This is a genomic window from Methylophaga sp. UBA678, assembly GCF_002299105.1.
In the GTDB taxonomy this organism is placed as follows: domain Bacteria; phylum Pseudomonadota; class Gammaproteobacteria; order Nitrosococcales; family Methylophagaceae; genus Methylophaga; species Methylophaga marina.
The window spans coordinates 196,259-221,496 of record NZ_DBNG01000009.1 but is presented as its reverse complement, the minus strand read 5'-3'; the positions used below and the strand labels follow the sequence as shown (position 1 = coordinate 221,496).

Annotated in this window: 30 protein-coding genes; 19 read left to right on the top strand and 11 right to left on the bottom strand. The window is 43.6% G+C overall.

The features are described from left to right. Positions 1–217: 217 nt before the first annotated feature. Positions 218–865, top strand: coding sequence for a pyridoxamine 5'-phosphate oxidase (pdxH, locus tag B3014_RS05645; protein WP_289243619.1), 648 nt, complete (start codon positions 218–220; stop codon positions 863–865). Between the two features lie 206 nt (positions 866–1,071). On the opposite strand, the gene B3014_RS05640 is transcribed toward pdxH, so the two are convergent. The 3 genes from B3014_RS05640 to B3014_RS05630 form a co-directional block, all read right to left on the bottom strand. Continuing rightward, a complete protein-coding gene (locus tag B3014_RS05640; RefSeq protein ID WP_286305916.1) occupies positions 1,072–1,212 on the bottom strand; it encodes an entericidin A/B family lipoprotein in 141 nt (46 codons plus the stop codon). A gap of 15 nt (positions 1,213–1,227) precedes the next feature. After that, complete coding sequence (locus tag B3014_RS05635) at positions 1,228–1,980, bottom strand: Crp/Fnr family transcriptional regulator (RefSeq protein ID WP_289243620.1); 753 nt, start codon at positions 1,978–1,980, stop codon at positions 1,228–1,230. A 93-nt stretch (positions 1,981–2,073) separates the two neighbouring features. Next, positions 2,074–2,238 (bottom strand): DUF1328 domain-containing protein, encoded by a 165-nt coding sequence (locus tag B3014_RS05630; protein WP_007144291.1) that lies wholly within the window; start codon positions 2,236–2,238, stop codon positions 2,074–2,076. A 259-nt stretch (positions 2,239–2,497) separates the two neighbouring features. Between B3014_RS05630 and B3014_RS05625 the strand changes: the two genes are divergently transcribed. From B3014_RS05625 to B3014_RS05615, 3 genes are read left to right on the top strand one after another with little or no spacing between them, the layout of a single operon-like run. Continuing rightward, on the top strand, positions 2,498–2,740 hold the full coding sequence (locus tag B3014_RS05625) for a hypothetical protein (RefSeq protein ID WP_289243621.1): 243 nt from the start codon (positions 2,498–2,500) through the stop codon (positions 2,738–2,740). Between the two features lie 56 nt (positions 2,741–2,796). Continuing rightward, the gene (locus tag B3014_RS05620; protein ID WP_286305913.1) at positions 2,797–3,069 is read left to right on the top strand and encodes a hypothetical protein; all 273 of its coding nucleotides are present in this window, start codon (positions 2,797–2,799) and stop codon (positions 3,067–3,069) included. Positions 3,070–3,102: 33 nt separating this feature from the next. After that, the gene (locus tag B3014_RS05615; protein ID WP_289243622.1) at positions 3,103–3,546 is read left to right on the top strand and encodes a phage holin family protein; all 444 of its coding nucleotides are present in this window, start codon (positions 3,103–3,105) and stop codon (positions 3,544–3,546) included. A gap of 55 nt (positions 3,547–3,601) precedes the next feature. Here B3014_RS05615 and B3014_RS05610 read toward each other — a convergent pair whose 3' ends face one another. Continuing rightward, complete coding sequence (locus B3014_RS05610) at positions 3,602–3,742, bottom strand: entericidin A/B family lipoprotein (protein WP_286305911.1); 141 nt, start codon at positions 3,740–3,742, stop codon at positions 3,602–3,604. A 210-nt stretch (positions 3,743–3,952) separates the two neighbouring features. Between B3014_RS05610 and B3014_RS05605 the strand changes: the two genes are divergently transcribed. Genes B3014_RS05605 through B3014_RS05590 form a run of 4 tightly spaced genes read left to right on the top strand, consistent with a single transcriptional unit; the run spans position 3,953 to position 8,304 of the window. Beyond that, positions 3,953–4,411, top strand: coding sequence for a (2Fe-2S)-binding protein (locus B3014_RS05605; RefSeq protein WP_289243623.1), 459 nt, complete (start codon positions 3,953–3,955; stop codon positions 4,409–4,411). Beyond that, positions 4,411–6,711: a xanthine dehydrogenase family protein molybdopterin-binding subunit gene (locus B3014_RS05600; RefSeq protein WP_289243624.1), complete on the top strand. Its 2,301-nt coding sequence runs from the start codon at positions 4,411–4,413 to the stop codon at positions 6,709–6,711. The genes B3014_RS05605 and B3014_RS05600 overlap by 1 nt, the downstream gene beginning before the upstream one ends. A 25-nt stretch (positions 6,712–6,736) precedes the next feature. Next, complete coding sequence (locus B3014_RS05595; protein ID WP_289286923.1) at positions 6,737–7,705, top strand: XdhC family protein; 969 nt, start codon at positions 6,737–6,739, stop codon at positions 7,703–7,705. Between the two features lie 2 nt (positions 7,706–7,707). After that, positions 7,708–8,304 carry a nucleotidyltransferase family protein gene (locus tag B3014_RS05590; RefSeq protein WP_289243626.1) on the top strand — a complete coding sequence of 199 codons (597 nt, stop codon included), beginning with the start codon at positions 7,708–7,710 and terminating at the stop codon, positions 8,302–8,304. Positions 8,305–8,331: 27 nt separating this feature from the next. On the opposite strand, the gene B3014_RS05585 is transcribed toward B3014_RS05590, so the two are convergent. After that, positions 8,332–8,685: a hypothetical protein gene (locus B3014_RS05585; RefSeq protein WP_289243627.1), complete on the bottom strand. Its 354-nt coding sequence runs from the start codon at positions 8,683–8,685 to the stop codon at positions 8,332–8,334. Positions 8,686–8,856: 171 nt separating this feature from the next. On the opposite strand from B3014_RS05585, the gene B3014_RS05580 reads away from it, so the two are divergent. From B3014_RS05580 to B3014_RS05565, 4 genes are all read left to right on the top strand, one after another. Continuing rightward, the gene (locus tag B3014_RS05580) at positions 8,857–9,411 is read left to right on the top strand and encodes a glutathione peroxidase (RefSeq protein ID WP_289243628.1); all 555 of its coding nucleotides are present in this window, start codon (positions 8,857–8,859) and stop codon (positions 9,409–9,411) included. Positions 9,412–9,536: 125 nt separating this feature from the next. Further along, positions 9,537–10,079: an OmpA family protein gene (locus B3014_RS05575; protein WP_286305903.1), complete on the top strand. Its 543-nt coding sequence runs from the start codon at positions 9,537–9,539 to the stop codon at positions 10,077–10,079. A 20-nt stretch (positions 10,080–10,099) separates the two neighbouring features. Continuing rightward, complete coding sequence (locus B3014_RS05570; protein WP_289243629.1) at positions 10,100–11,434, top strand: TolC family outer membrane protein; 1,335 nt, start codon at positions 10,100–10,102, stop codon at positions 11,432–11,434. A 99-nt stretch (positions 11,435–11,533) separates the two neighbouring features. Then, entirely contained in the window at positions 11,534–12,799 is a 1,266-nt protein-coding gene (locus tag B3014_RS05565; protein WP_289243630.1) for an O-antigen ligase family protein, read from the top strand. Here B3014_RS05565 and B3014_RS05560 read toward each other — a convergent pair. Genes B3014_RS05560 through B3014_RS05545 form a run of 4 tightly spaced genes read right to left on the bottom strand, consistent with a single transcriptional unit; the run spans position 12,747 to position 16,750 of the window. Then, positions 12,747–13,643: a glycosyltransferase family 9 protein gene (locus B3014_RS05560; RefSeq protein WP_289243631.1), complete on the bottom strand. Its 897-nt coding sequence runs from the start codon at positions 13,641–13,643 to the stop codon at positions 12,747–12,749. The genes B3014_RS05565 and B3014_RS05560 overlap by 53 nt on opposite strands. Before the next feature lie 3 nt (positions 13,644–13,646). Continuing rightward, positions 13,647–14,657, bottom strand: a complete 1,011-nt coding sequence (locus B3014_RS05555) for a glycosyltransferase family 4 protein (RefSeq protein WP_289243632.1) — start codon at positions 14,655–14,657, stop codon at positions 13,647–13,649. Further along, positions 14,654–15,775 carry a glycosyltransferase family 4 protein gene (locus B3014_RS05550; RefSeq protein ID WP_289243633.1) on the bottom strand — a complete coding sequence of 374 codons (1,122 nt, stop codon included), beginning with the start codon at positions 15,773–15,775 and terminating at the stop codon, positions 14,654–14,656. Before B3014_RS05550 ends, B3014_RS05555 begins: the two co-directional genes overlap by 4 nt. Before the next feature lie 6 nt (positions 15,776–15,781). Further along, positions 15,782–16,750 (bottom strand): mitochondrial fission ELM1 family protein, encoded by a 969-nt coding sequence (locus B3014_RS05545; protein WP_289243634.1) that lies wholly within the window; start codon positions 16,748–16,750, stop codon positions 15,782–15,784. A 191-nt stretch (positions 16,751–16,941) separates the two neighbouring features. On the opposite strand from B3014_RS05545, the gene B3014_RS05540 reads away from it, so the two are divergent. The 6 genes from B3014_RS05540 to B3014_RS05515 all read left to right on the top strand — a co-directional run bounded on the left by B3014_RS05540 (position 16,942) and on the right by B3014_RS05515 (position 22,223). Beyond that, positions 16,942–17,364 (top strand): hypothetical protein, encoded by a 423-nt coding sequence (locus B3014_RS05540; RefSeq protein ID WP_289243635.1) that lies wholly within the window; start codon positions 16,942–16,944, stop codon positions 17,362–17,364. Between the two features lie 74 nt (positions 17,365–17,438). Continuing rightward, positions 17,439–17,933: a thiol peroxidase gene (tpx, locus tag B3014_RS05535; protein WP_286305894.1), complete on the top strand. Its 495-nt coding sequence runs from the start codon at positions 17,439–17,441 to the stop codon at positions 17,931–17,933. Positions 17,934–18,031: 98 nt separating this feature from the next. Next, entirely contained in the window at positions 18,032–18,676 is a 645-nt protein-coding gene (locus B3014_RS05530; RefSeq protein WP_289243636.1) for a hypothetical protein, read from the top strand. 96 nt (positions 18,677–18,772) lie between these two features. Then, positions 18,773–20,236, top strand: a complete 1,464-nt coding sequence (locus B3014_RS05525; protein ID WP_289243637.1) for a circularly permuted type 2 ATP-grasp protein — start codon at positions 18,773–18,775, stop codon at positions 20,234–20,236. After that, positions 20,236–21,177 (top strand): alpha-E domain-containing protein, encoded by a 942-nt coding sequence (locus B3014_RS05520; RefSeq protein ID WP_289243638.1) that lies wholly within the window; start codon positions 20,236–20,238, stop codon positions 21,175–21,177. Before B3014_RS05525 ends, B3014_RS05520 begins: the two co-directional genes overlap by 1 nt. Continuing rightward, positions 21,174–22,223 (top strand): zinc-binding metallopeptidase family protein, encoded by a 1,050-nt coding sequence (locus tag B3014_RS05515; RefSeq protein WP_289243639.1) that lies wholly within the window; start codon positions 21,174–21,176, stop codon positions 22,221–22,223. The genes B3014_RS05520 and B3014_RS05515 overlap by 4 nt, the downstream gene beginning before the upstream one ends. On the opposite strand, the gene B3014_RS05510 is transcribed toward B3014_RS05515, so the two are convergent. Further along, positions 22,165–22,917: a proteasome-type protease gene (locus B3014_RS05510; protein ID WP_289243640.1), complete on the bottom strand. Its 753-nt coding sequence runs from the start codon at positions 22,915–22,917 to the stop codon at positions 22,165–22,167. The genes B3014_RS05515 and B3014_RS05510 overlap by 59 nt on opposite strands. Positions 22,918–23,135: 218 nt before the next feature. Between B3014_RS05510 and B3014_RS05505 the strand changes: the two genes are divergently transcribed. Then, entirely contained in the window at positions 23,136–24,056 is a 921-nt protein-coding gene (locus B3014_RS05505) for a mechanosensitive ion channel family protein (protein WP_286305889.1), read from the top strand. On the opposite strand, the gene B3014_RS05500 is transcribed toward B3014_RS05505, so the two are convergent. Continuing rightward, on the bottom strand, positions 24,038–25,144 hold the full coding sequence (locus B3014_RS05500) for a WG repeat-containing protein (protein WP_289243641.1): 1,107 nt from the start codon (positions 25,142–25,144) through the stop codon (positions 24,038–24,040). The genes B3014_RS05505 and B3014_RS05500 overlap by 19 nt on opposite strands. Between the last annotated feature and the right edge of the window lie 94 nt (positions 25,145–25,238).

The following is a 25,238-nucleotide window of genomic DNA, read 5'->3' as shown; positions in this document are numbered from 1 at the left end:
AGTGGACTCATAATCCATTGGTCCTAGGTTCAAGTCCTAGTGGGCCCACCATTATAATCAAAGCCTTGGTATTAAGTTTTGCCAAGGCTTTTTTTATGCCTGACATTGATAAATAATTCACAAAAGATTGATTATAGTCATAGCATCAACATATCCCTGTTGTGATAAAAAAATACGACAGGCATGGTGTTATTAATTGATTAATATGTGAGTAGTTATGAGTGATGATCTGGATTTGTCTGGTTTAAGAAAAAGCTACGAAAAAGACTCTCTTGACGAGAGTATGAGTGCAGCATCACCACTTGAGCAGTTTAAGGTGTGGTTATCAGACGCGCTGGAAAAAAGTGTGTGTGAAGCTAATGCAATGACCTTAGCCACAGCAGATGAACAGGGTAGACCATCAACTAGACCAGTCTTGATAAAAGGGTTCGATGAAGATGGCATTGTCTGGTTTACTAATTACCAAAGTAGAAAAGGGCAAAATCTAGACGTTAATCCTTACGCCTCATTACAATTCTTTTGGCCAGAGTTAGAGCGTGTTATCCGAATTGAAGGGAAAGTTGAGAAACTCGCTACATCATTGTCAGATGAGTATTATGCTTCGAGGCCATTAACCCACCGTATCGGTGCTTGGGCATCACCACAAAGCCAAGTTATTAAAAGTCGGAAAGTGATTGTTGAAGACGCCGCTAAATACGCATTGAAGTTTGGACTAACACCACCAAGACCTGAGTCATGGGGAGGGTATAGACTCATGCCTCAGTATTGGGAGTTCTGGCAGGGACGATCTAGTAGGCTACATGATCGCATTGCTTATAGCTTAAAAACAGATGGTCAATGGATAAAACAACGATTGGCGCCATAAAACTGATAGAAAATGTGATCTTGCTCATAATTTAGTGTCTTTATATTCAATTTTTTTATCTGTACGACGCTACACTTATTGTGAGGTGATGGGTTTCAGTTCTCACAATTATTGCTCCTTCTAATTGATTAAGCTAGGTATATACCTAGCTTTTTTTTGGGTAAAAAAAAGCCCCAATTAAGGGGCTGAGAGTAAACCGGTAGGTTTTAATAGTTTTTATTTTCAGAGGCGGAATCTTCAATCGCATCGCCTGCTGATTCAACATCCTTGCCAACACCTTCCATCGTGTTACAAGCGGATAAGAAAAGTGCCAAAGATAATGGAATTAATAAGGTAGTAAGTTTCATAATTTGCTCCTCCAATTATTGTTGAGAGGGTTTATTAAGTCTGGTCCAGTCCGGATACGTATCAAGATAACTCCGATCAAAACCAGATAGATCAATTAATCCGTCTAAATCGTTTATTTCTATTTGACCATTTTTATTGTCAATTAGACCTAAATCACGTAAGTGTTTAAACGTACGACTTACATGAACTGAAGAAATACCAAGGGTATCACCGATAATCGCCTGATTCATAGGTAGGTGAAACTCACATGCCCGCTGATGTAATCTCACTTTCATTTCAACAATGAAATGTGCAAGACGTTCAGCAGCGTTTCGTCTGCCTATATTGACGATTCTCTCAATCAGCATGGCCTGTTCTCTGGCCATGATCAAAAAGAATAAATCGGTTAATCTTGGTGATTTTTCAAAAATCTCAGTCAATCTTAGTTTAGGGAATGGACAGGCTTCTATTGGTGTCAGCGCCCTAAACTCTGTGAGTGAATGACTCAGTCCAATTTCCCTTAATCCTATAATCTGACCTGGCAAAAAGATATCCAGAATTTGCCTTTGGCCATCTGCCATGGTCTTTATCGCACAGGCCCAGCCAGATTTTAGGGTGTAAAAACGATCACTGTATTCACCAGCGAACGCTAGACGTTCACCAGAGCCAAACTTACGAGCATCTCTTTCTAGAGCGGCAAGAAGGTTTACTTCTGACTCTGACAACTCGACCATTTTTTCAAACTGACGAACAATACAACTTTCTGTATCGCTGATAACAGATTCCATGAAGACTCGCTCAAATAATGTAGTTCAAAAGAGACCTTCTTGAATACGCCATCATCGATTAAGAATGTCTATATTTTTCGTGAGAATATACGTCTACATAGGTGGACGTCTACCAGTAATGAAGAAAATGAGGGCGAGAACTAAACCAATAACAAATAAAATCCAAGCAATGTTGGTCGCTGTACCAGCAACACCACTTAAACCAAGCGCACCAGCAATGATACCGATGATTAAAAACGTCAATGCCCAACTTAACATATCTATCTTCCTTTATAGTGAATGGGAATGAATACGATATGTGTATTTGATTACCTCGTCTTTAACATAGGTTAAGGCAGTAGTCATTAATCAGCGATAGGTTAGATTAAGAAGAGCCGAACAATAAGTATTTCCGATAAATACTTTTTGCTATGAAAGCTCTTTTAATGTCAGTATTGATGAACAAACGCATTAATAAGTTTGTCAGTCTAGTTGAATAATGTTTTTATTCAGCCCAATTCTAAATGGAGATGTATGTATGAAATCAATGAGTGAATCAAAGCCTTTTTCAATGATCTGTAAAGCATTGCTAATTATGTTTGCTTTTGCAGGCGTTGGTATGCTTTCAGCTTGTGATAACGATGGTCCAGCAGAAGAAATGGGTGAAAAAATCGACAACACGGTTGAAGATGCTGGAGATGCAATTGACGATGCTGCAGATGACGCTGGTGATGCTATTGAAGATTCAGCAGATGAAGCTGAAGATGCAATGGATAAATAGTTGCCACGGATAATAGTCTCGAAGATACGTTTATAACAGATCAATAGGAGATAAAAATGGCTACACAAACGACAAATCAAGAATTACAAGAACAGTTAGATGCATTACGTAAAGATTTTGCCGAAGTTACCAGTACTTTAAAAAATCTAACTACAGAATATGCACAACAAGGACAAGATAAAGTCAAAGCGACTGCACAGCAGGCACAACAACAGGCAAAAGAGAGTATTGCTAGAGCACAAGGCGAAGTTGAAGCACACCCATATACAAGTATGGCCGTTGCTTTTGGTATTGGCTTGGTGATTGGTAAAGCGCTCGATAGAAAATAACTCTATTCACCCTAACTAAATAAGAAGGTTACGATGAGTTTGTTTTCAAGAATACAAGTAACAACCTTAGCGTTTGCATTGGCAATCATTCTCGGATTATTTGCTATTGGTTTTGCCGGGATTGCTGGCTATATAGCTCTTCAGGCATATTTTGATATGCCTCTAGCAGCTTTGTTAACAGCCATCGCGTACCTTCTGGTGGCGTTAATTATTTTAGCCGTTGTAAAAGTACTGAACCGTACTTCTGATAAAGCACCCTCTCGTAATAGAGAGGGGCGCGAGTACAATACTCAACAAGCTGAGGAGTTAACCGCACTTTTGGAAAAACTTTCTGACCCTGTGCTGGTTGATGTGATCAAAAAACACCCAGGCAAGTCTCTAGCAACAACTTTAGCTGCTGGTGTTTTATTTGGTTATAGTCAGGAAGCTAGGTCTGTTGTTAAGTCTGCATTTAAGCAATACTTTGACGAAAGTTAATGTCACTTAACATATATAAAAATAAAAAAAGCCTCAATGAATTGAGGCTTTTTTATTAATAACCTTTATTCTCGCTGGCACTCTTTTCTAGAGCATCTCCTGCCGCACCCACATCTTTACCGATGCCCTCCATCGTATTACAGCCAGCTAGAAATAAGATGAAACAAACAGATAGTAACAAAGCCAATGGTTTCATAAACACTCCTATTTTAAGACAGGCATAAAATTACCATAACTGATAAAAGATAGAGAAACCTTTATCTTTTTTTACACCATGGCTTTTTGTCTAGGAACTAAATTTTTCAATACTGGTCATGTATAATTGAATAATAATTAGCTGGCTAACTAAGTGTGATTGTCAGGCGCAAAAAAAAAGATTACTCGAATCAGAATTAGGATGAATCAAATGAAGCTCATGATTAACGGTAAAAGCCGTCAGGTAGACGCACCTGAAGATACACCAATTCTATGGACACTCAGAGACATACTCGGTATGACAGGCACAAAGTTTGGATGCGGTAAAGCGCTTTGTGGTGCCTGTACAGTTATGCTTGATGGTAAACCAATCCGTTCATGTGTCACACCAATCAGTGCGGCAAAAGATAAAAAAATTACCACTATCGAAGCGGTATCAGAGGACAAAGTTGGGCAAGCTGTTCAGACGGCTTGGCAATCGATAAATGTGCCTCAGTGTGGTTATTGCCAATCAGGACAAATTGTTGCTGCAACGGCCTTGCTTCGTGACAACCCAAACCCGACAGATGAAGATATCGACACTGCCATGAGAGGCAATATTTGTCGTTGTGGTACCTATACGCGGATACGCGAAGCAATTAAGCAAGCAGCGCAACAGGGGGGTAAATAATGAATCATTCTGATCTTCCTGAAATAGCCAATGTGAGTCGACGTAAACTTCTTAAGGGCTTCGCATTAAGCGGACTCGTACTAGCTGTTGGTATGCCGTCACAATTATTTGCTGCGGATGAAAACCCAAAATATGGACGTGACGGGATGCCTAATGGCTGGGTTGATGATCCACTCGTGTTTGTCTCAATTGCTGAAGATGGCACTGTCACGATTGTCGCTCATCGTTCTGAAATGGGCCAAGGCGTTAAAACAAGTTTACCTATGGTGGTTGCCGATGAAATGTCTGCTGACTGGGCAAAAGTAAAAGTTGTTCAGGCAGATGGTAATGAGAAGCGCTATGGCAACCAGAATACCGATGGCTCGAGAAGTATGCGCCATTTTTTCATGCCTATGCGTAACGTCGGGGCAGCGGCAAGAATGATGTTAGAAGCTGCCGCCGCGGCGATATGGTCGGTGCCTGTCAGTGAAGTAAAAGCTGCGAATCATCAGGTCGTTCATGCGGCTAGTGGACAATCACTAGGTTATGGTGAGCTTGCTCAGAAAGCGGCCGAAATGGATGTGCCCGAAAGCCAAAACCTGATTTATAAAACTGCAGATGAATTCAATTACATCGGCAAAAGTGACAATAGGCTCGTTGATGGGGCCGATATCGCTACTGGCCAAACAACGTATGGTATGGATGTACGCCTTGATGATATGGTCTATGCTGTTATCGCGCATCCTCCAGCTTATGGCGATACACTCAAATCCTACGATGATACGGAGACCTTAAAAGTACCTGGCGTACTCAAAGTTCTGACCTTGCCCAGTAGCCCGCCTCCAGCTGTATTTAATCCACTAGGTGGGGTGGTTGTTGTCGCGACCAACACTTGGGCGGCAATTCAAGGTAGAGAGAAATTATCTATCGAATGGAACGCGGGCCCTAACCGTCAGTATGATTCAGAAGCCTTTCGTAAGACTTTAGAGCGTTCCTCACAGCAAAAAGGGGGCAAGGTCATCAGAAGCAAAGGTCAAGCGTATGAAGCAATGGCCAATGCCAGCTCAACAATTTCTGCTGACTACTACATTCCTCACCTAGCACAAGCGCCAATGGAACCTCCTGCTGCGACGGCACGGTTTGTTGATGGTATATGTGAGATTTGGACTGCAACCCAGAACCCACAGGCTGGTGTTGATACCGTTGCGAAATGGCTGGAAGTAAAACCTGAGCAGGTTAAGGTCTACGTGACCCTATTGGGCGGCGGTTTTGGGCGGAAGTCGAAACCAGACTACTTGGTTGAAGCCGCGCTGATTTCCAAAGCATTGGATGGGCGCGCTGTGAAAACAGTATGGACACGTGAAGATGATATTCAGCATTCCTATTTTCATACTGTGTCTGCTGAACATATGGAAGCCGCGTTTGATGAGCAGGGCGATACCATCGCTTGGTTGCACCGTACAGTCGCTCCAACCATTGCTTCAACCTTTTCGGAAGGTGCCAAACATGAAATGCCGATGGAGTTGAGCATGGGGGTGGTGAATATTCCTTTTGATATAAAGAATATTCAAATCGAAAACCCAGAAGCACCAGCTCATACACGTATTGGTTGGTATCGTTCGGTAGCGAATATTCCACATGCTTTTGCTATTCAATCATTTATTGCTGAGATGGCTCACCAACAGCAAAAAGACCATAAAGACTTCTTATTGTCTCTGATTGGGCCCGATCGAGAAATAGACCCGACCTCATTAAAAGATGAGTGGAACTATGGCGAGTCCCCCGAGCTTTACCCATTGAATACAAAACGTATGAAAGGCGTGATTAACATGGTGACGGACAAAGCTGAGTGGGGGAAATCACTACCGACAGGTTCTGGTCAGGGAATGGCTGCTCATTATAGCTTCGTGACATACGTCGCGGTTGTCGTTGAAGTGACGGTGAATGACGATGGAGAAGTCAGCGTGCCCAGAGTGGATGTTGCTGTAGATTGCGGTCCTCAAGTGAATCCAGAACGCATTCGTTCACAGATTGAAGGGGCATGTATTATGGGCATGAGCCTTGCTCTGTCTAGCGAGATTACCTTTAAAGACGGCGTAACCGTTCAGGATAACTTTGATGGGTATCAGGTTGCTCGTATGGATGCTGCACCTAAGGAAATTAATGTGCACCTGATGCCAGCCAATGATTTTAGCGAGCCGCTAGGTGGTGTTGGTGAGCCAGGTATGCCACCGATTGCACCGGCTCTGTGTAACGCCATTTTTAATGCAACAGGCAAACGTATCCGTGAACTGCCAATACGTTATCAACTAGAGTCGTAATGTTATGACGGGGCATGATACAAACGTGCTAAAACAGCTGCAAAGCTGGTATCAGCAAGGGCATAAAGTCTGGTTGGTGACGGTACTTAGCACTTACGGTTCCAGCCCTCGCCAGCCTGGCTCTATGTGTGTATTACGTGATGACGGGCTGTTCACTGGCTCCGTTTCCGGCGGCTGTGTAGAAGATGATTTAGTGACACTTTTACATGATGGTGCACTTTCGTCAGCTTCAGCTCAAATAAAAACCTACGGCGCTAATCAGGAAGAGCAAGCACGTTTCAAGCTACCTTGTGGGGGGCAATTAAAATTACTGATAGAGCCAGTCATTGATGACCAATGGCTTGATGATGTTATCACCGCCATTTCCTCCCAAAAGCTGATCAAAAGAGACGTTTCTCTGAGGTCTTTACAGGTAACCTGCTCCTTAGCACTAAGTCATGAGCCTCTGGTCTGCGAACGGCCAGAGTCCATCTCATTCGTCTACGGACCGCGTTTACGCTTACTCATTATTGGCGCTGTAGAAACGTCATATTATCTGGCCAATATAGCCACTGCGCTCGATTATCAAGTCTATGTTTGTGATCCAAGAGTTGAGATGCAGCAGACATGGACACATCAAGAAAGTACATTACTGACAATGATGCCCGATGATGCTGTGACCTCACTGCAGCCCGATCTAAATACGGCAGTGGTGGCTTTAACGCATGATCCGAAGTTAGACGATATGGCATTACTTGAGGCGCTCAAATCAGCGGCTTTTTATGTGGGGGCTTTGGGGGCCAAATCGAATAACAATAAGCGTCGGGAAAGACTCAAATTATTTGATCTGACTCAACAAGAGATTGATCGGCTGCATGGTCCGGTTGGTATGTCCATAGGTAGTAAAACGCCTGCAGAAATTGCGGTGGCGATAGCGGCCGAGTTAGTCGCTATTTATCGTCAACGTATTCGAGCACAACAGACTTCAGCTTCATTGGATAAGGTGCTCACCTAAACATGGCGCTTGAAAAGGTAGCGCCGATTATTCTCGCTGCTGGTAAGTCAACACGCTTTGGATCGAACAAGTTACTGGCAGAAGTCGAATTTAAAGGCATCACACAAGCGTTGCTACTGCATACTTTATCACCCTGGTTGGATGTGTTTGAGCGCGTTTATCTGGTGACGCCCAAAGAGAATCAGCTTATTGAAGAAGCCTGTCATTCTATTGATCACAGCATTGAGTTTATCAAAGCAGAACAGAGTGAGTTGGGTATGGGGCATTCGCTTGCTGCCGGTGTGGAAGCTTGTCATTCATCACAAGGTTATTTGATAGGCTTGGCAGATATGCCAATGATTGAGCCAGAAATACTTGAAAATCTGGTCAATAAGCTTGAGCAAGGCTTTCCTATCGCTGCTCCCTATTTTGAGGGTAGACGTGGTCATCCAGTTGCTTTTTCTCAAATTTATCGTGATGCATTACTGGCATTATCAGGTGATGTAGGGGCTAAAAGTATTCTGCTCGAGAACGAGAAGCTGATTGAAAAAGTGAATGTGAAATCGTCTTCAGTTTTGACCGATATTGATCTAAAGTCGGACCTTTCAGTGCTGTCATGAATCCTGAACTAATACAGGCTTTATTACTTATTCAGGGATAAGTTTTTTCGCCAAAGCATTCAGGTGAAAAAAATGAAATCGACCGATCTTCACCGGCACAAGCACACAGTTGTTTTTTTCCATAAACTCACGCAGTTGTAACTGTTTGTTCGGCTTGTAGAGGACGGGCTTGCCCGTCAGCGAGTAGAGAATGCCAGAATCGGTAATGGCTGAGCCTTGCCGTGTTTTGAAATCATAGTGAAAGTCAGTCACTTTTTGCGTGATGATAAAAAAATCGTAATGGCTGGAGTGGCCAAAAATATGTTGTTCTTGGGTTTCTTGGACTTCTACCAAGCCCCAATTTGATATGACGCCGCACTCTGATAATGATCTGGCTTCCAAAACACGATCCTTGTGTAAATTTGTGAAACAGTGCTCATTAATTTAGCAGTTTAATTCTCTTATAACAATGCTTTACGGATGCCAATTTTCGATAAGCCGTATGGATACGGTCATCACATTTTTTTCATCGATCTGTCGACAAAATCAGACAAACATACATGGAGAAAGAATATGAATAATTCGTTCAAAGCTGGCTTACTTATGATGGTAGCTTCTACTGTCCAAGCAAAAGATTGCCCACAATATATGGATTATGACTTGCCCAAACTTCACTCGAATGACACGGTGAATTTATGTGAAATAGCCAAAGATAAAACCTTATTAGTCGTTAATACCGCAAGTCACTGTGGCTATACGCGCCAATTTGGTGGTTTGGAGTCATTACATCAGCAATACCAAGATAAAGGTTTAGTGGTAATTGGTTTTGCGAGCAATGACTTTGATCAAGAAGCCAAAACAGAAGCGGAAGCAGCGAGAATTTGTAAAGAAAACTTTGGTGTGTCATTCACCATGGTTGCGCCAAGTTATGTAACAGGTTCGCGTGCTAACCCAGTTTTCAGGGAAATTAATCAACAAAGCCAAGCGCCAGATTGGAACTTCAATAAATACATCGTTGATGCTGATGGGCAGGTGGTAAAACACTTTGCCAGTTCAGTTGAGCCAGATGATCCTGAATTGTTAAACACTATTGATTCCACTCTGAGTAAGAATGAAGATAATCCCTAAGCTCAAGAGATACGCATAGCTTGTTGACTATATACCCAGCAAGGTCAATACTCTACTGTTATTGATACTTTGTTGTTATCATTAACAAAGTCTATTAGCACACAAAAGGAATGCTGGAGTAAAGGATGTGTATTGTTTATCGACTGGTATTTGCCAGTTTAATAGGTTTGGCCTTATCTGCATGTAGCAGTATTCACAATACCATTGGTCCAGACACTCCTCAGTCTGAGTTACGAGAATCTTTGCAGGCGCCGCTGACTGTTTCTGATAGTGGTTCGCCTTTTTGTCAGGAAGCAACGGTGGTTGCAGTCACGCCAAAAGTGGTGCGTGTTCCAGAGCGTTATCACGCAACGCTTTATTTTGAGTTAGACAAAACGACGTTTACACCAGCCTCTCTCCGTGATTCTGTTGATGTATACAAAGCGATTCTGGAAAGAAAAAATCGTCATGTTGAAATTGTCGGTCATACAGACACGCTTGGCGCCAGCGCATACAATGAAAAGCTCTCAGAGCGTCGCGCTAACAAGGTAGCGCAGGATTTGATCAATGCCGGTGTTGAAGCCAATCAGATTTCTGTGTCAGGGAAAGGGGAAACGGATCTGAAAGTACCCACGGCAAATGGCACTGAAGAAGTACGTAACCGCCGGGTTGAGATTGATCTGCGTTAATATCTGGAGCATTTAGACATATGGTTACATCGCAACGCTTTACTCTCATTGCTGCATTTATGACGGCTATCGCCAGCAGTCCCGTTTTTTCTGAAACTCTGCAGGGAGCAGTAGATAAAACACTAAAACAAAATCCTGAAGTTCTGGCTGAAGCAAACCGCCGTTATAGCGTTGATAAAACGGTTGATCAGGCTAGAGCCGGTTACTATCCAAGAGTCGATCTGACTCTGGGGATCGGCTTTGAGCGAACTAAAAATCCGGCAACAAGACCCGGTCATGAATCTCTTTCTCGTGGCGAGGCTGAGATTGAAGCAACTCAAATGCTGTATGACGGTTTTGCCACAAAAAGTGCAGTTGAACAAACTCAGGCACAAGCTAATTCTGCTGGTTACAGTGTGACAGATTTATCGGAGAGTATTGGTCTGAACACTGTACAAAGCTACCTTGATGTAATGAAGCGTCAGCAATTACTTGAAAACACTCAAGCTAACTTGATTCAACATGAAAAGATCTTCGATAAAATCAAGTTACGAACAGATGCGGGTGTAGGCAATCGCTCAGACCTTGATCAAACCACTGGTCGTGTGGCGTTAGCGGAAGCGAATTTACGCTCTACCGAAGGTAATTTAAAAGATGCGGAAACACGTTATGAGCGATTAGTAGGGCAAGCCCCTGAAGCGCTAACCGATCCAGGTATGTCATGTTGTGACAGTGCACCGGCTAAGGTTGAAGATGCCATACAAATTGCCTACAGACAGCATCCAGCACTATGGGCAGCTATGTCTGATCACGAAGCATCATTGGCCCAGCAAGAGGGAGCTAAAGCGCCATTTCATCCACAAGTGCGAGCTGATTTGAGCGCCAGAGCAGATAATAATCTCGACGGAACACGTGGGCATGAGAAAGAAGTTCAAGCGATGATTCGCATGGACTACAACCTCTTGAATGGCGGCGCTGACAAAGCACGTATTGAAGAAACCAAGTATCTCAGTGAACAAGCCAAACAAAACGCCGAAATTATCAAACGTGACGTTGATAGAGATGTGCGGCTGGCATGGAGTAATGTTGAAACCTTGTCGAGACGTTTACCTATTCTTGAGCAACGTATGCTGGCTGCTGAGAAAACGCGTGATGCCTATTTTGAACAGTTCAATGTAGGCAGACGGACCTTACTGGACTTGCTCGATACAGAAAATGAATTGCTAACAGCCAGAAATGATTATGCCAATGCCTATTATGATCATATTTACGCCTGTTACTGGTTATCCGAAACAATGGGGCGGTTAATGGAAAGTTTGTCTATTGAGGCACCGGAAGCAGCCATCATCGTCGCGCAACCTCAAACTGCTGAATAATTCCCTGCTAATGTAACCAGTCTTGAAGTCTGGCTGACTCGTCTGCCACTAAACTGTCACATATTACGGATACGATATCCATTTTGATTGAATATCGTTATGCATCCCATCAGGCTGACCGCACCCTCACCTGCCTTAAAGGTCTTTGTTTATCTTCTACCGGCCTTATTATTATTCTCGAGAGCAATAGCGGATATTACAGTCGTTCTGGTGGCATTCACCTTTTTGTTTATCAGCTATAAAAATCAGTATTGGCCATGGCTAAAGCAGTCATGGTTTGTTGCTTTTTTAGTATTTAACGCCTATCTAATTTTACTTAATTTACCCCAAAGTAGTGAACCATCAGAAAGTTTGAAGTATGTGCTTACTTTTATAAGATGGCCTTTATTTGCAATGGCATTGGCGTATTGGATTTTTGATAATAGTGACATTAGACGTCATTTTATTATCAGCCTCTCACTTATTATGGCATTCGTTGTAGCTGATACTTTATGGCAGTATTTATTTGGTGTGGATTGGTTTGGCATTGAACGTCTCACTGAAACACGCTTAACAGGGCCATTCAGAAGCCCTATTCCCGGAACGATGTTATTACGACTGTGGTTCATCGTGCTATTCATCGCTTGTCTTATGCCATGGTTCAAATATACGACCGTCCGACAAATAACATCATTAATGACCATTATGAGTGTCGGGTTTGTTTTCACCTATCTTACAGGCGAGAGAATGGCATTAATTCTTTATTGTGCCGGGGCTGCTGTTGTGTTTATAACTATGCTGTTTATCTACCGAGACTATCAGCGACGCTTGTTAAGTATGGTGGTAATTTTTGCATTATCACTGGGTATGATCATACTGATCTCTCCAGATATGCTCGATCGGAGCATCATGAGTATCGGTACTAAATTATCGTCATTTGCCGAATCCGATTATGGGCTGGTTTTTAAAACCGCTTGGCAAGTATGGCAGGATAATTGGTGGTTTGGCAGTGGCTTGCATACTTATCAAAGCGTCTGTGAACAACAGCAATTATTAGCTAGTGCAGGCATGGTGTGCAGCCATCCGCATAATCTCTACCTGCAACTGGGGGCTGAAACAGGCCTGGTTGGATTAGTTTTATTTCTGGTAATGCTGTGTTTATTGTACAAGCAGGTATTGCTGCCATGTATTAAAGCTAAGAATGGCTTACAAACAGCATTATGCTTTGCATTACTAACGGTCAGTTTTTGGCCATTGTCCGGAGGGATTAGTGTGCTGAGCAACTGGGTGGCAGCTTTAGTTTGGTTAGGTGTAGGCTGGGCGTTGGCGATATCTAGGGCAAGTGCTGTAACACCTCATGAACATCTAAGTCATACAAATCATTAACCTGAAGCGCGCGAAAGTCCCCACGTTGAAGTTCGGATCGTTCAACAGAAGTTGTTGGTCCGAATAGAGCAAGACCCGGTTTGCCCAAACATGAGGCGATATGACTGGGGCCGGTATCATTACCAACCACAAACTGTGCATGATTGAGAATGGTTGCCAACTCAAACCAGTTAAGCATTCCATAGTCTTTTGCCGGTGTGTAACCTGCCAGTCTTGCTGCCATATCTTGCTCATCTGGCCCCAAAATATTCACCACATCATATCCAAGCTCAATGAGTTTAAAAGAGAGCTCGGCATAATACGGCCAGCGTTTTTCTTTATGTTGTGCAGAGCTACCAGGTATAAGGGCAATATAAGGTTGTTTAACATGGCGCCAAAGAAATTTGATAGCGTGACTTTCCGTCATCCACTTCACATCTGGAAAAAAAGCATGATGAGTGGGTATATCGGCCTGAGTGAGTAAGGTTTTCAATCCTTTCAAACCTGACTCAGGCGCCTTTGCTCCACGCCGACTAATCCAGTCAACATCAGGTAAAAAAAAGCGCTGATATAAGGCTGTTCTATCCGAGTTTTGTAAATCAATAACCAGATCAAACTGGTGTTGAATAAGTTGTCTGCTTAGCCTGAATTGGTGTTTCAGCCTTCTCAGTGGCTGGCGATCATCTATCATGATGCTATCGATATAAGGTGAACGCACCATTAAGGATTCATAGCGGGACATGGTCAACAAGATAATCTCAGCATCAAGGAAGTGCTGGCGGATATCTTTGAAAATACCGTCTGCCTGAATTAGATCACCAAATGCCCCATGCTTGATAAGCAAAATCTTATTTGCTTGTGTCATGAATTATGGTTCCAGCAAACCCTGGTAAACAGAAAGGGTATTGTCCGTCATGGCTTCCAGTGTCATTGATTGCTGAGCCAGCAGCATCGCTTTCTGCATCATACCTTGCCAGCCCACTATGTCTTTGCTAAGTGTGGCCAGCTGTTGACGAAAAGCCTGGGTATCAGCGATAGGTGTGATTAATGCCTTATCAAGGACTTCGTTAGCGACAGGTACATTCGTAGATAAAATGGGTTTGCCTAATAATAATGCTTCACTGACTACATAAGAAAAGCCTTCTCTTCTCGAGCTGATTAATACGCCGTCACAAGCGTGCATCAGTGAACTGACATCTGGACGATAACCGACCAAACGATAGTGTGTCTGTGTTGACATCTGTTGAATTCGGCTATGTAACCATTGGCGTTCTTCTCCTTCACCGATAATCAGTAAATTCAAAGCCAGGCCGTCTGCGGCATCCAATAACAAATCAAAGCCTTTTGCCTTTACTAGTCGACCAACGGCACAAAATGTTGGTAACTCAGGGTTGAGTCCAAACTCTTGATGGATATCAATAGGTGCAACTTTTGGGGTAGAAATACCGTTATATATTGTTGTGGCATTCGCTATGTTCAGATGTGAGCGAAGACTATGACTAACCGCAATCGCCTGATCGAGCTTGGCAAAATCTTTCACTCGGCTTTTGATGTTATGTAATGTACCTACGGTTTTTGCGCGATGAAAATAGCGACACTTATTTAGTACAGCCGTCGCTTTATTAGCCTGAGCATGCACTATATCTGCGTTGGACTTATGCAGATAATAAAGCACGCTGAACCACAAAAGTGGGTTACGCCGGCTTTGCTCAGTATTAACTGGAAAACCTTGGATATGTGCAGGTAAGGTCTCTAGAAATTGAGGGTCGGCAATAACACTGACAGAATGACCGGCTTTGTGGAGGCTGATAGACAGTTCTCTGACATGTTTTTCAAGCCCACCACCGCCTGTGCTTAATAACAATTGGCAGATGTTCATGTGGGCGAATGTTGTTTTAATGCGCGTTTATAAACAGATAGCGTGGTTTCTAACATAGACTCCAGTACAAAAGGATGTGATTCTGGAACAACAGGCGGTGCAAGTAACCATTTTGTGCTTAAGCTGACGACAGCGGCTCTATCACCCGTGCTTACTTTGCCTTCCGGCAGTACGGCCGTTAGTTGTTCTTCCACACCGCCATGAGCATAAGCAATAACCGGCACCCCTAAACTCAGGGCTTCTATACTGACTCGCCCAAACGCTTCCGGCTGCAATGATAATGACATGACGATGTTGGAAATTGACATAATTTCTCTCAGATCACTCCGGTGGCCGATAAAACTTACATCACTTAAAACGCCAAGTTCAGTTGCACGTTGTTGTAATTCACCTAAAAAAGCCGATTTTCCTTTTTTAGTTTCACCAACAATCAAACCGTGCACATCAGAATAATATTTTTTTAGCTCAGCAATAATCTCTATAAAGTCAGCCTGTCCTTTCCAGCGTGTAATGCGTCCTGGCAGAGTAATTAACAACTTACCTCGTGTTTGAGGGAAGCATTGATACCAATGAGATAACCATGCGTTATCTGGCTGATATCCATACGGAAACTCTCGTCGGTCAATACCACGGTAATTCAGGGTGAGGTTTTCTTTAACACCGTATTGAGTCGTAACGTATTCACGGATTTTCTCCGACACAACAAATACCTGTTCGCCTTTGGTCATGATTCGGCTATAGCCGTTGACAGAGTATGTGCCGTGAACGGTAGTAATGAATTTTGGTCGTGATGCCTTTGGTAAGGATTTCCACGTCAAATAGCATACCCAGGCCGGCATACGTGAACGCACATGTAAAATATCAACACGGTTATTCACCAGAAAGCGTCGTAGTCTCGGGATAAGACGGAATGTCACCAGCGACTTACGGCCTATGTTCCAGTTGATATGCTCGCTGCCTTGCTGACGTAAGGTATCGACTAAGCGGCCACCAGAAGAAATAACAAACGAGCGATGCCCCAGGCTTGCCAGATAGCGGCCGACTTCCAATGTGCCTCGTTCAACACCTCCTGATTCAAGTGCAGGTAACACCTGAACAACGGTTAACTGATCTGTCATGAGCAATTAGCTGAGTTGAGGTATTGGTTGTGGTTGTACTTGTGGCACGCCATCTAACCAATGTTTTGCTATCCAGTCTGCACAGCGTTCTGATTCCATGAACCCCGGAACAGCTTGTAGACGGTTTTTATAATGGCCCAGGCTGTCAAAGCGAACAGCATAGCCTTCACCCACTAATTTACTCAGTCCCCGTGAGACACGGTTATCACGTTTGATGGGCATGTTAAGAATACCGACCGCGGTGTGTGCTGTGAGTGCTTCATACACCATAGACACCGAGTCTTCGCTAATCCATGCACTATAACTTGCTGCTAATTGGCGGGAAACCCAGTTACCATCGGTTTCTTCAAAAGGTACGATAGTAAGGTTGGCCAATTTGAAGCTGAGCATGTGAGTGGCGAAGTTGGCAGGTGTACGTGGAGAGGTCGTGAGCGTATAGTGAATACGCGGGTTTTGCTTACAAAGCTGAGTTATTTGTGATGTTATATGGTTTTCATTCCAGTCACAGTGTTTGGAAGGGCCGCCAATCATGATTAGTCCCTTATCGGTCTGATGAGCACCTGTCGCGTGAATAGGGTTAAGAACGCCTCGTGTTTCCAATACATTGCCACGACCTTGATAATAGTCATGCTCCGGTATTAAGCTAAGATCAAAAAAAGACACCGGTAAACTGGGCTGCATCAAGACGATGGTTTGCCCGCCATACACCTTTTTTGCTGCCAGCATGTGAAGATGCGTGCGATGACCTGCCCCGATGATGAGATCAGGTAAAGGTAGCCCATGACCTGCAGGCCAGGTTGTACTCAATAAATCGAACACAGGTTGAAGTCGACCACTCACCGGAATATCAAAACTTTGACAGGCCATTTTGCGCTTTAAGGCATTCACCAAACCTTGAGATTGACTTTGATGGCCAGGTTTTCCATCAGTGAGTCGCCAGATGATGATGGGGTCTTCGTCTTTCTTGATATTCATGCAGACAGCACCTAAATATAAAGTAATGTAGCCTCTAGCTGAAAAGGCGATGTGCTGTGGACTATAGGGCAGCCGTATTAAAGTTTTATGAAATGAGAGCGGGTTCACAAAAAATAAATTAGGAATATTTTCTCTGGAGGCCTATGGCGAGCTAAGCCATAGTCAAGCGACGACAGTCAAAAGGAGTGCACATGATTGAGCGTGATGAAGATACCTTTAGTGCGTTAAAGGAAATGGCTGAAGATGCGCAGTTGGTCTCACGTAACCACAATGATGAATTAATCGGACTCGAGTACTATTCAAATTTGGCTGTGTTGAGTGATGATGAGTTGGGTTTATTAGTTCGTTTATGGCACGAAAAGTATGTGACCTGCCAAAAAGAGAAACTCGCTTCTCAATGGATGGTCATACAGATATTCATTCTTATCTTATTAGCCATTTATGTGGCTTGGGTATCAGGGGGGATTGCTGGTACGCTGATCAGTATAGTCGGTGTGATCGCCATGATTGCCATGATTGAAGATAAGCGGGTCAGTGTCGCTAAACGAAATTTAGCTGATGCTCGCGAAGTCTACAGAACACTACAAACATTAAAACAAGACAGACAACGGTAATGTCAGCATGCTATCTAGCCAGTTCTTCAAGGCGGATGTTGACATGTTTCGCAAATTAAATTAAAGGAGATTTTATGACTACAGTGACATTAAAAGGAACCCCTTTTGAGACAGTGGGTGAGTTGCCTGCAGTTGGACAAAAAGCACCAGAATTTAGCCTGACAAAAGATGACTTGTCTGAGCTGACTCTGGCAGATTTATCTGGTCGTGTTGTGCTCAATATTTTTCCATCTGTAGATACGCCTACCTGTGCGATGTCTGTCAGACAATTCAACACAAAAGCGGCTGCCTTGGATAACACCACGGTTGTCTGTGTATCAAAAGATTTACCTTTTGCCATGGCACGTTTTTGTGGTGCAGAAGGTATTGATAATGTCGTCACTGGTTCGGCGTTTCGCTCTTCATTTGCTGAAGATTACGGTTTATTAATGAAAAACGGACCTCTAGCTGGTTTGTGTTCGCGTGCAGTTGTCGTCATTGATGAAACTGGCAAAGTCATTTATACCGAACAAGTCAGTGAAATTGCTGATGAACCTGATTATGAAAAAGCCTTGTCAGCACTCAGCTAAACGAGCTTATCGTTGCAAAAGCCCTGTTCAACAGCTGTTGAACAGGGCTTTTTTTTGTTTAAAAAACGCTCAGAGATGGTTTAGCGGAGGAGGTGTCGATGATCGCGCTTGAGACAGATTTATTTTCATCCGTGTCGGTTTTGGCTGAATTCCATCCTCTGGCAAAGGCGATTCAATTCTGGTCAGACAAGGCAGGTCAGGCACATAGTAAAGTGCTGCTTTTTTCCACTGAACCCACAGCGATGCAAGCTCTGGAAGTGGATATCGCGATGGCGGGTGATCAATTAAGTAAAGCCTCGTTGCCGGATTATTATCAATTCTGCAGTGATATTGAGTTGATCTTTTATGGTGCACAGCCATCGGGTCCTGTTGCGGCTTTAACGGATATTGACTGGCTCCGTTTAAGACGGATCTCCATTTATGCCCAGTACTGGAAAGATAGAAATCCCCAAGAGGTGAATAAGCTCTTAAGTTTCGTGATGGGGATTCCTTTGTATAGTCAGATTGTGGCTCAACGCATCGCCTCGGAAGCAAGTGATAAAAAAGATGATATTCAACAGGTACTGTCGTTATCAGGCGGAGTCTATCTGGTGGGTGTTGAACGTTACAAACAGCTTTTCAGGCATGAAATTGATCAGGAGTTCAGTGAGGCAAAACAGTTGGTGTCAGCCTATCGTGGCACACATGAAGATAATGCTGCAGAACGGATTAACAGTATGGTTAATGCCGCACTGACAAAATAAAACCAAAAAAAGTAACCTGCCATCTAAGTCGGGTATAACTTTTGCTCTCTTCTTCTGTATATCGTTCTTTTGAACTAAAACCTGATAGGGGGACTGATGAAGGACATTTGGAAGGACTATGAACCGGGTTCGTTTTTTGATGAGCTCATGTTTGCAAAACATCAGCCCAGAGCATTCAGTTTTAAACTGCTTGAATACTTGCGTTGCATGGAAAAAGAAGCGTTTACGCAGCGGGTGCAAGAGTCAGAAGTAGAAATGCTGGAGCGTGGCATCACCTTCACCATTTATAGTGATGCGGGCAATATTGATAGGGCTTGGCCATTCGATATTATCCCAAGGGCTATTCCAAAGAGTGAGTGGGAACGCACCGAAAAAGGGCTAAAACAACGCATTCATGCCTTAAATCAGTTCATTCAAGACATTTATAACGATGGAAATATCATTAACGATGGCATCATACCCGCCGACGTGGTTTATCAATCCAAAGGTTATCGTAAAGAATGTCATGGTATGACCCCTGCTCATGGCGTTTGGGCCAATATCTGTGGTTCAGATTTAGTACGCGATCATGATGGCACGCTATACGTGTTAGAGGATAATTTACGTGTACCATCTGGCGTGGCATATATGCTCGAAAATAGAAAAACCACCAAGCGAGTCTTGCCTGAGCTATTCAAACTCTTAAATATTAGCCCTGTTGATGCCTACCCTGAACACTTAGCAGAAATGCTCGCCTCATTACGTCCTGATTTAACCAATCCAACGATGGCGTTATTGACGCCCGGTATCTATAACTCAGCCTATTTTGAACATGCGTTCCTGGCGCAACAAGCCGGTTTGATCTTGCTGGAAGGCGCCGATCTACTGGTAAGGGATGATGATTATGTCTACATGAAAACGATTCATGGCCTTGAGCGTGTTGATGTCATATACCGCCGTATTGATGATGATTTTATTGATCCAGAAGTTTTTCGTCCTGATTCAATGCTAGGCGTGCCAGGGATTATGCGTGCTTGGCGTGCGGGTAAAGTCGCGATAGCCAATGCGCCAGGATGCGGTGTCGCTGACGATAAAGTCATTTATGCCTATGTGCCTGACATGATCCGTTATTACCTGAATGAAGAACCGATTTTGGGCAATGTGCCTACCTGGTTGTGTCGCAATGAGGAAGATTTGACCCATGTATTAGCACATCTGCCAGAGCTGGTGGTCAAACCCGCCAATGAGTCAGGTGGCTATGGCATGTTGGTGGGACCGCATTCCTCGGCAGAGAAAGTGGAAGAATTTCGTGAGTTACTGATCAATGATCCAAAAAACTACATTGCTCAACCGACCTTGAGTTTATCTGTTTCCCCCACCTGTTGTGATGACACGATTGCACCACGACATGTCGATTTAAGGCCATTTATTCTGTCTGGAGATGATATTTATGTCACCCCCGGTGGATTGACACGTGTAGCGATGGTCGAAGGTTCTTTAGTGGTTAACTCGTCACAAGGGGGCGGTAGTAAAGATACCTGGATTGTTGATGATAGTCGCCATTTCATGGAGGAAGACTAATGTTATCCCGTGTTGCTGAGAGAGTGTATTGGTTGGCTCGTTATTTAGAGCGCGTGGAAAACACGGCGCGTTTGGTTAATGTGCATACCGCATTATTAATGGATTTGCCGGAACATATGGAGGTGAACTGGTTTACCTTAGTGACCATTTTTGATGCCGAGCAGATTTATTACAGAAAACATCCGCGTGAAAATGAATATGACATTATGCATTTTCTATTAGCGGATCCTGGCTATGGTGGTTCACTGATTAATAATCTGGCGGCTGTGAGAGAAAATGCCCGAACCTCATTGGATGTATTACCAGAAGAAATCTGGGAGCAGGTGAATGAGCTACACTTATTAGTAAAAAGTGAATTGTCGTCCATTGGTAATCGGCGCCGTAGGCAGAAGTTATTACTCACTATCATGGAGTCATGTCAGTGTATCTGGGGTATGATTGCTAATCACATGAGTCGTAACTTTGCTTATGACTTTTTACAGGCGGGTAAACATCTGGAACGGGCAGATATGACCAGCCGAATATTGGAGTTGTCGGCGTTGCTGATGTCAGATAATCGAAGTGAAGCCCTAAAGCAACATGAAGGTATTCTGTGGGCAACACTATTGAGAGTCCTGAATGCCCAGCAAATGTATATTCAAGCTCATAATTCCTCGTTAAAAGGGGAAAGTGTGTTGGCATTTTTAATTCAAGATACGGCTTTTCCGCGTTCTTTGAGCTTTTCTGTCAAATCGGTAGGAAGTTACTTAGAGTATTTACCTGGGGATAAACACATGTTGGCTCAGCAGGCTGAAATTCTGAATGATTTGCAGGCATATAGTGCTGAGAGAAATCCGCCGGAAACCATTCGATTGATGATGGATGAGTTACAAATCGCCTTAAATCGTCTGAATACCAGCATTACCACTAACTGGTTTTATCCGGACTACTCCGTTTCATGAAACGGTTCTTTTGCCAATGTGGGCAGGAAATTTTCTTCGACAATACCCACTGTGGTGTTTGTGGCAGTCAGTTGGGGTTTATTCCAGAACTACAACAGTTAACCAGCCTGCAAGAAGATGATAACGCTTGGTTGATGACCGATCTTTTTCCACTGCAGCGCTATCGAAGTTGTGAGCACCGTGATGATGAGATTGCCTGTAATTGGCTGATTCCGGCTGAATCATCTAATACTCAATGCATTTCATGTGCATTAACACGCACTATACCCATATTGAGTCAACCTGATAACTGGCGGCGCTGGCGAACCCTGGAAGCGGCAAAACGCCGCATGCTCTATGGCATTCTGAGGTTAAACCTGCCGATAAAGGGCGCCTATCAAGGCTATCCAAATGGCTTGGTTTTTGACTTCCTTGAAGATCAGAGAACCAATCCGATGCTGGCACTTGAGCATGTGTTAAGTGGACACAGTCAGGGGGTGATAACGCTGAATGCTGCTGAGGCAGATGGTAGCTTCAGAGAAGCAACGCGTGAAGCTATGAACGAGTCCTATCGAACCCTACTGGGACATTTTCGTCATGAAATCGGCCATTATTATTGGGATATGCTGATAAAAGATACCGAGCACTACGCCATGTTTTGTGAGGTGTTTGAATATCAGCAGCAAGATTATCAAAGCAGTCTAGAAGCGTATTATGAAAACGGACCAGCAGCAGACTGGCCAGCCTCCTACTTGTCAGCCTATGCCAGTGCGCACCCTCTTGAAGACTGGGCCGAGACCTGGTCACATTATTTGATGATGAATGAGACCATGGAGACGGCGATGACCTATGAACTGATTGAGCATTTTGATTATGCTAGCGATTTTGATGTAATGATGAACGACTGGTTATCGCTGGTGGTGAAAATGAATGCACTGAATCGAAGTGTTGGCAATACAGATGCTTACCCCTTTGTCGTTTCAGCGCCGGTCAGAAAAAAATTACTTTTTATTCATCAGTTGTTGAAGTCGTTGAGAAAGCCTCGGGAATCCGCGGCATTTCCTTAAATGCCTGATTTAATTTATTACCCCATTCCCGCCGTAAGTTAATCAAAAAAGTATCTTCTGCATCGAAACGATAATGATGCTTAAAGACCAGGCTATCTGTCTCGTATACCAGCACCTCAATCGGCGGGCCAACACTGACATTACTTTTCATGGTGGAATCCATAGAAATTAATGCACAGGTAGCGGCATCGGTGAGTGACGTTTGCATGGTGAGAAAACGATCTAATACCGGTTTACCATATTTACTCTCACCTATCTGTAAGTAGGGTGTTTCACGGCTGGTGGTAATGTGGTTTCCTTGTGGATAAATCAGAAAGACTTGGGGTGGTTGCCCTTTTATTTGGCCAGCCAGTAATAAGGTCGCATCAGGTGAAAAGCCGGATTGCTGATCTTCGCTATAACGCTTGATGCGTTGATTTAACACATCACCTACATAGTCAGCGGTATCAGAAAGATAGTGTGTGCTATTGAGGCTGGTCTCACTATTTTCCCGTAGATCCCGGTTTATCTGTTCAATAACACATTGCGTGGTGGCCAGATTACCGGCACTTAATATGGCAATACAGCGGTCAGCATGCGTATTGAAACGAAACATTTTGCTGTATGTACTGACTTGATCAATACCGGCATTGGTTCTTGAGTCTGAAGTTAGAACCAGTCCTTTATCTAATGATATGGCAATACAATACGTCATAAATTGTTCCAGGAATCGCTGTGTTTAAAGATAGTCAAAAAGTTGAGATTGAGCAATCATCGTTTACTCGCTCACGACAATGGATGGAACCCACGGGCGGGCTTTGAGTCGTTAATACTAAAGACAGGATGAGTTAACAGCGTTGTTAACGAACATAATCAAGTTAATTATTATCTCGGATATGACGTCTGAATTCACCCCCTTTATCGGAGTATACGATGGAACCCATAAAGACATTTATTGAGCAAATCAGCTGGTCTACTATTATCACCACCAGTTTTCGAATGGTGATTATCTTTATTGTGGCCTGGGTGACAACATGGTTACTCAAATCAGCATTACAGCGGTTTGAACTAAGACTGGTCGGCAAAGCGACAGCACGAGGTGAATCATCACTCGAGTCCAGAAAACGTATCGAAACCATTGTCAGGCTCCTAAAGCAAGCAGGTTTACTCGCGATCTGGATTACTTTCTTCCTGATAATTCTGAGAGAGATTGGTGTAGAAGTTGGGCCATTGCTTGCTAGTGCGGGGATTGTGGGTTTAGCAATTGGGTTTGGTGCTCAGAATCTGGTGCGTGATGTTATTTCAGGCTTTTTTATTATTTTGGAAAATCAGATCCGAGTAGGGGATGTAGCTGTCATTAATGGCACGGGTGGGCTGGTCGAAGCTATCAACTTCCGGACAACGGTGCTACGTGACTTGGCGGGGATCGTACATTTTTTCCCCAATGGCACCATCACGACGTTGAGTAATATGACGACAGAGTGGTCAGCGTATGTTTTTGATATTGGTGTTGCTTACAAAGAGAACACCGACGAGGTGACCAAAGTCATCCGAGAAGTTGCTGACAGTATGATGGCTGATGAGGATATGAAACATCTGATTATTGAACCACCAGAAATTTTTGGTGTGGATAAACTAGATAATTCAGCTGTCGTTATCAAAGGCAGAATTAAAACGTTACCGATTCAACAGTGGACGGTGGGACGGGAGTTTTTAAGACGTATCAAGCTGAGCTTTGACGAGAAAAATATCGAAATTCCATTCCCACACAGCACACTGTATTTTGGCGAGGATAGTAAACCTTTTGATGTTAAGCTAATGGAAGCGGCAGCCAATCAGTCCAAGGATACATAACCCCACTTTCCCTGATGTTTGACTGGCGCCAGACCATCACTGAAGGGTCTGGCGTCATCATACTGTGCTGGAATGACCAGCTCACCATATTGGTTGATGTAGCCATAATCCCAGTAATCCAGTGTCACCGCCGCCAAGCCTTCCTGAAAAGACTGCCCCCATTTGAATTGAGGCGCTATAACGACGTGTCCAGTGTCATCCACATATCCCACTTTACCCGCGTTCTCCACTCTGGCTAAGCCGTTTTTATATGACCAGGCATTGTCAAAGTGTGGTGGGATGATTGTTTTGCCTTGCTTATCAATATAACCATATTTGCCATCCAGCATAATCACGGCTTTTGCTTCACTGAAAGGCATGGCACGGTCGTATTTTGTATCGCTTATGGGATGCCCATCAGAAGAAATAAACCACCATTTTGCGTTAGAACTCACCAAAGCCAGCTGTTCACTGAAAGAAAACACCGTCTCGAATTGAGGTGTGATGTGCATTTGTCCTTTCGCGTTCAGATAACCCCAGCCATCTTTAGTTTTTACAGCGGCGAAACCCTCGCTATAGGGTTTTGACTCACGAAACTGTGTCTGAACAACCCACTTTCCCTGTGTATCGATAAATCCCCAAGAACCATATTGCTTCACAGCCGCTTTACCTTCGCTGAATGATTCTGCTTTATCAAAGCGTGGTGAGATAGACCAATTACCCTCTGTGTTGATATAGCCCCATTTATCATTTTCCAAAGCAGCCGCCAGGCCGTCGTTGAATGGGCCCAGCTTCTTATACAGTGCGGGGATAATCATCTGACCCTGGGTGTTGATCATTCCCCAATGTTGATCAATACGGATGGGAGCAAGTCCCTCATGAAAGGCGGTAATCTCAGTCTGTTTTTGAGGAGGGAGAATAAATTCGCCCGCTTTATTAATCAGACCCACATGTGGGATGCCTTGTTTATTTTGGACCACGATCGCTGTGTCACCATAAAAAGGACTGACAGCATCAAAATCATATTGAATGGCCACTTTATTGGCGCTGGCAGGTGAGATAGAACTAAGCAGAAGTAGTATCGCCGCTGTGAGTAGAAACTGTTTCATCGTCGTCACCTTTGACTTGATTGTTAGATTCAGTCTCTGCCGCTTAACGTGAATTTCACGTGAACCTAATAACAATATAAATCAAAAGCTTATC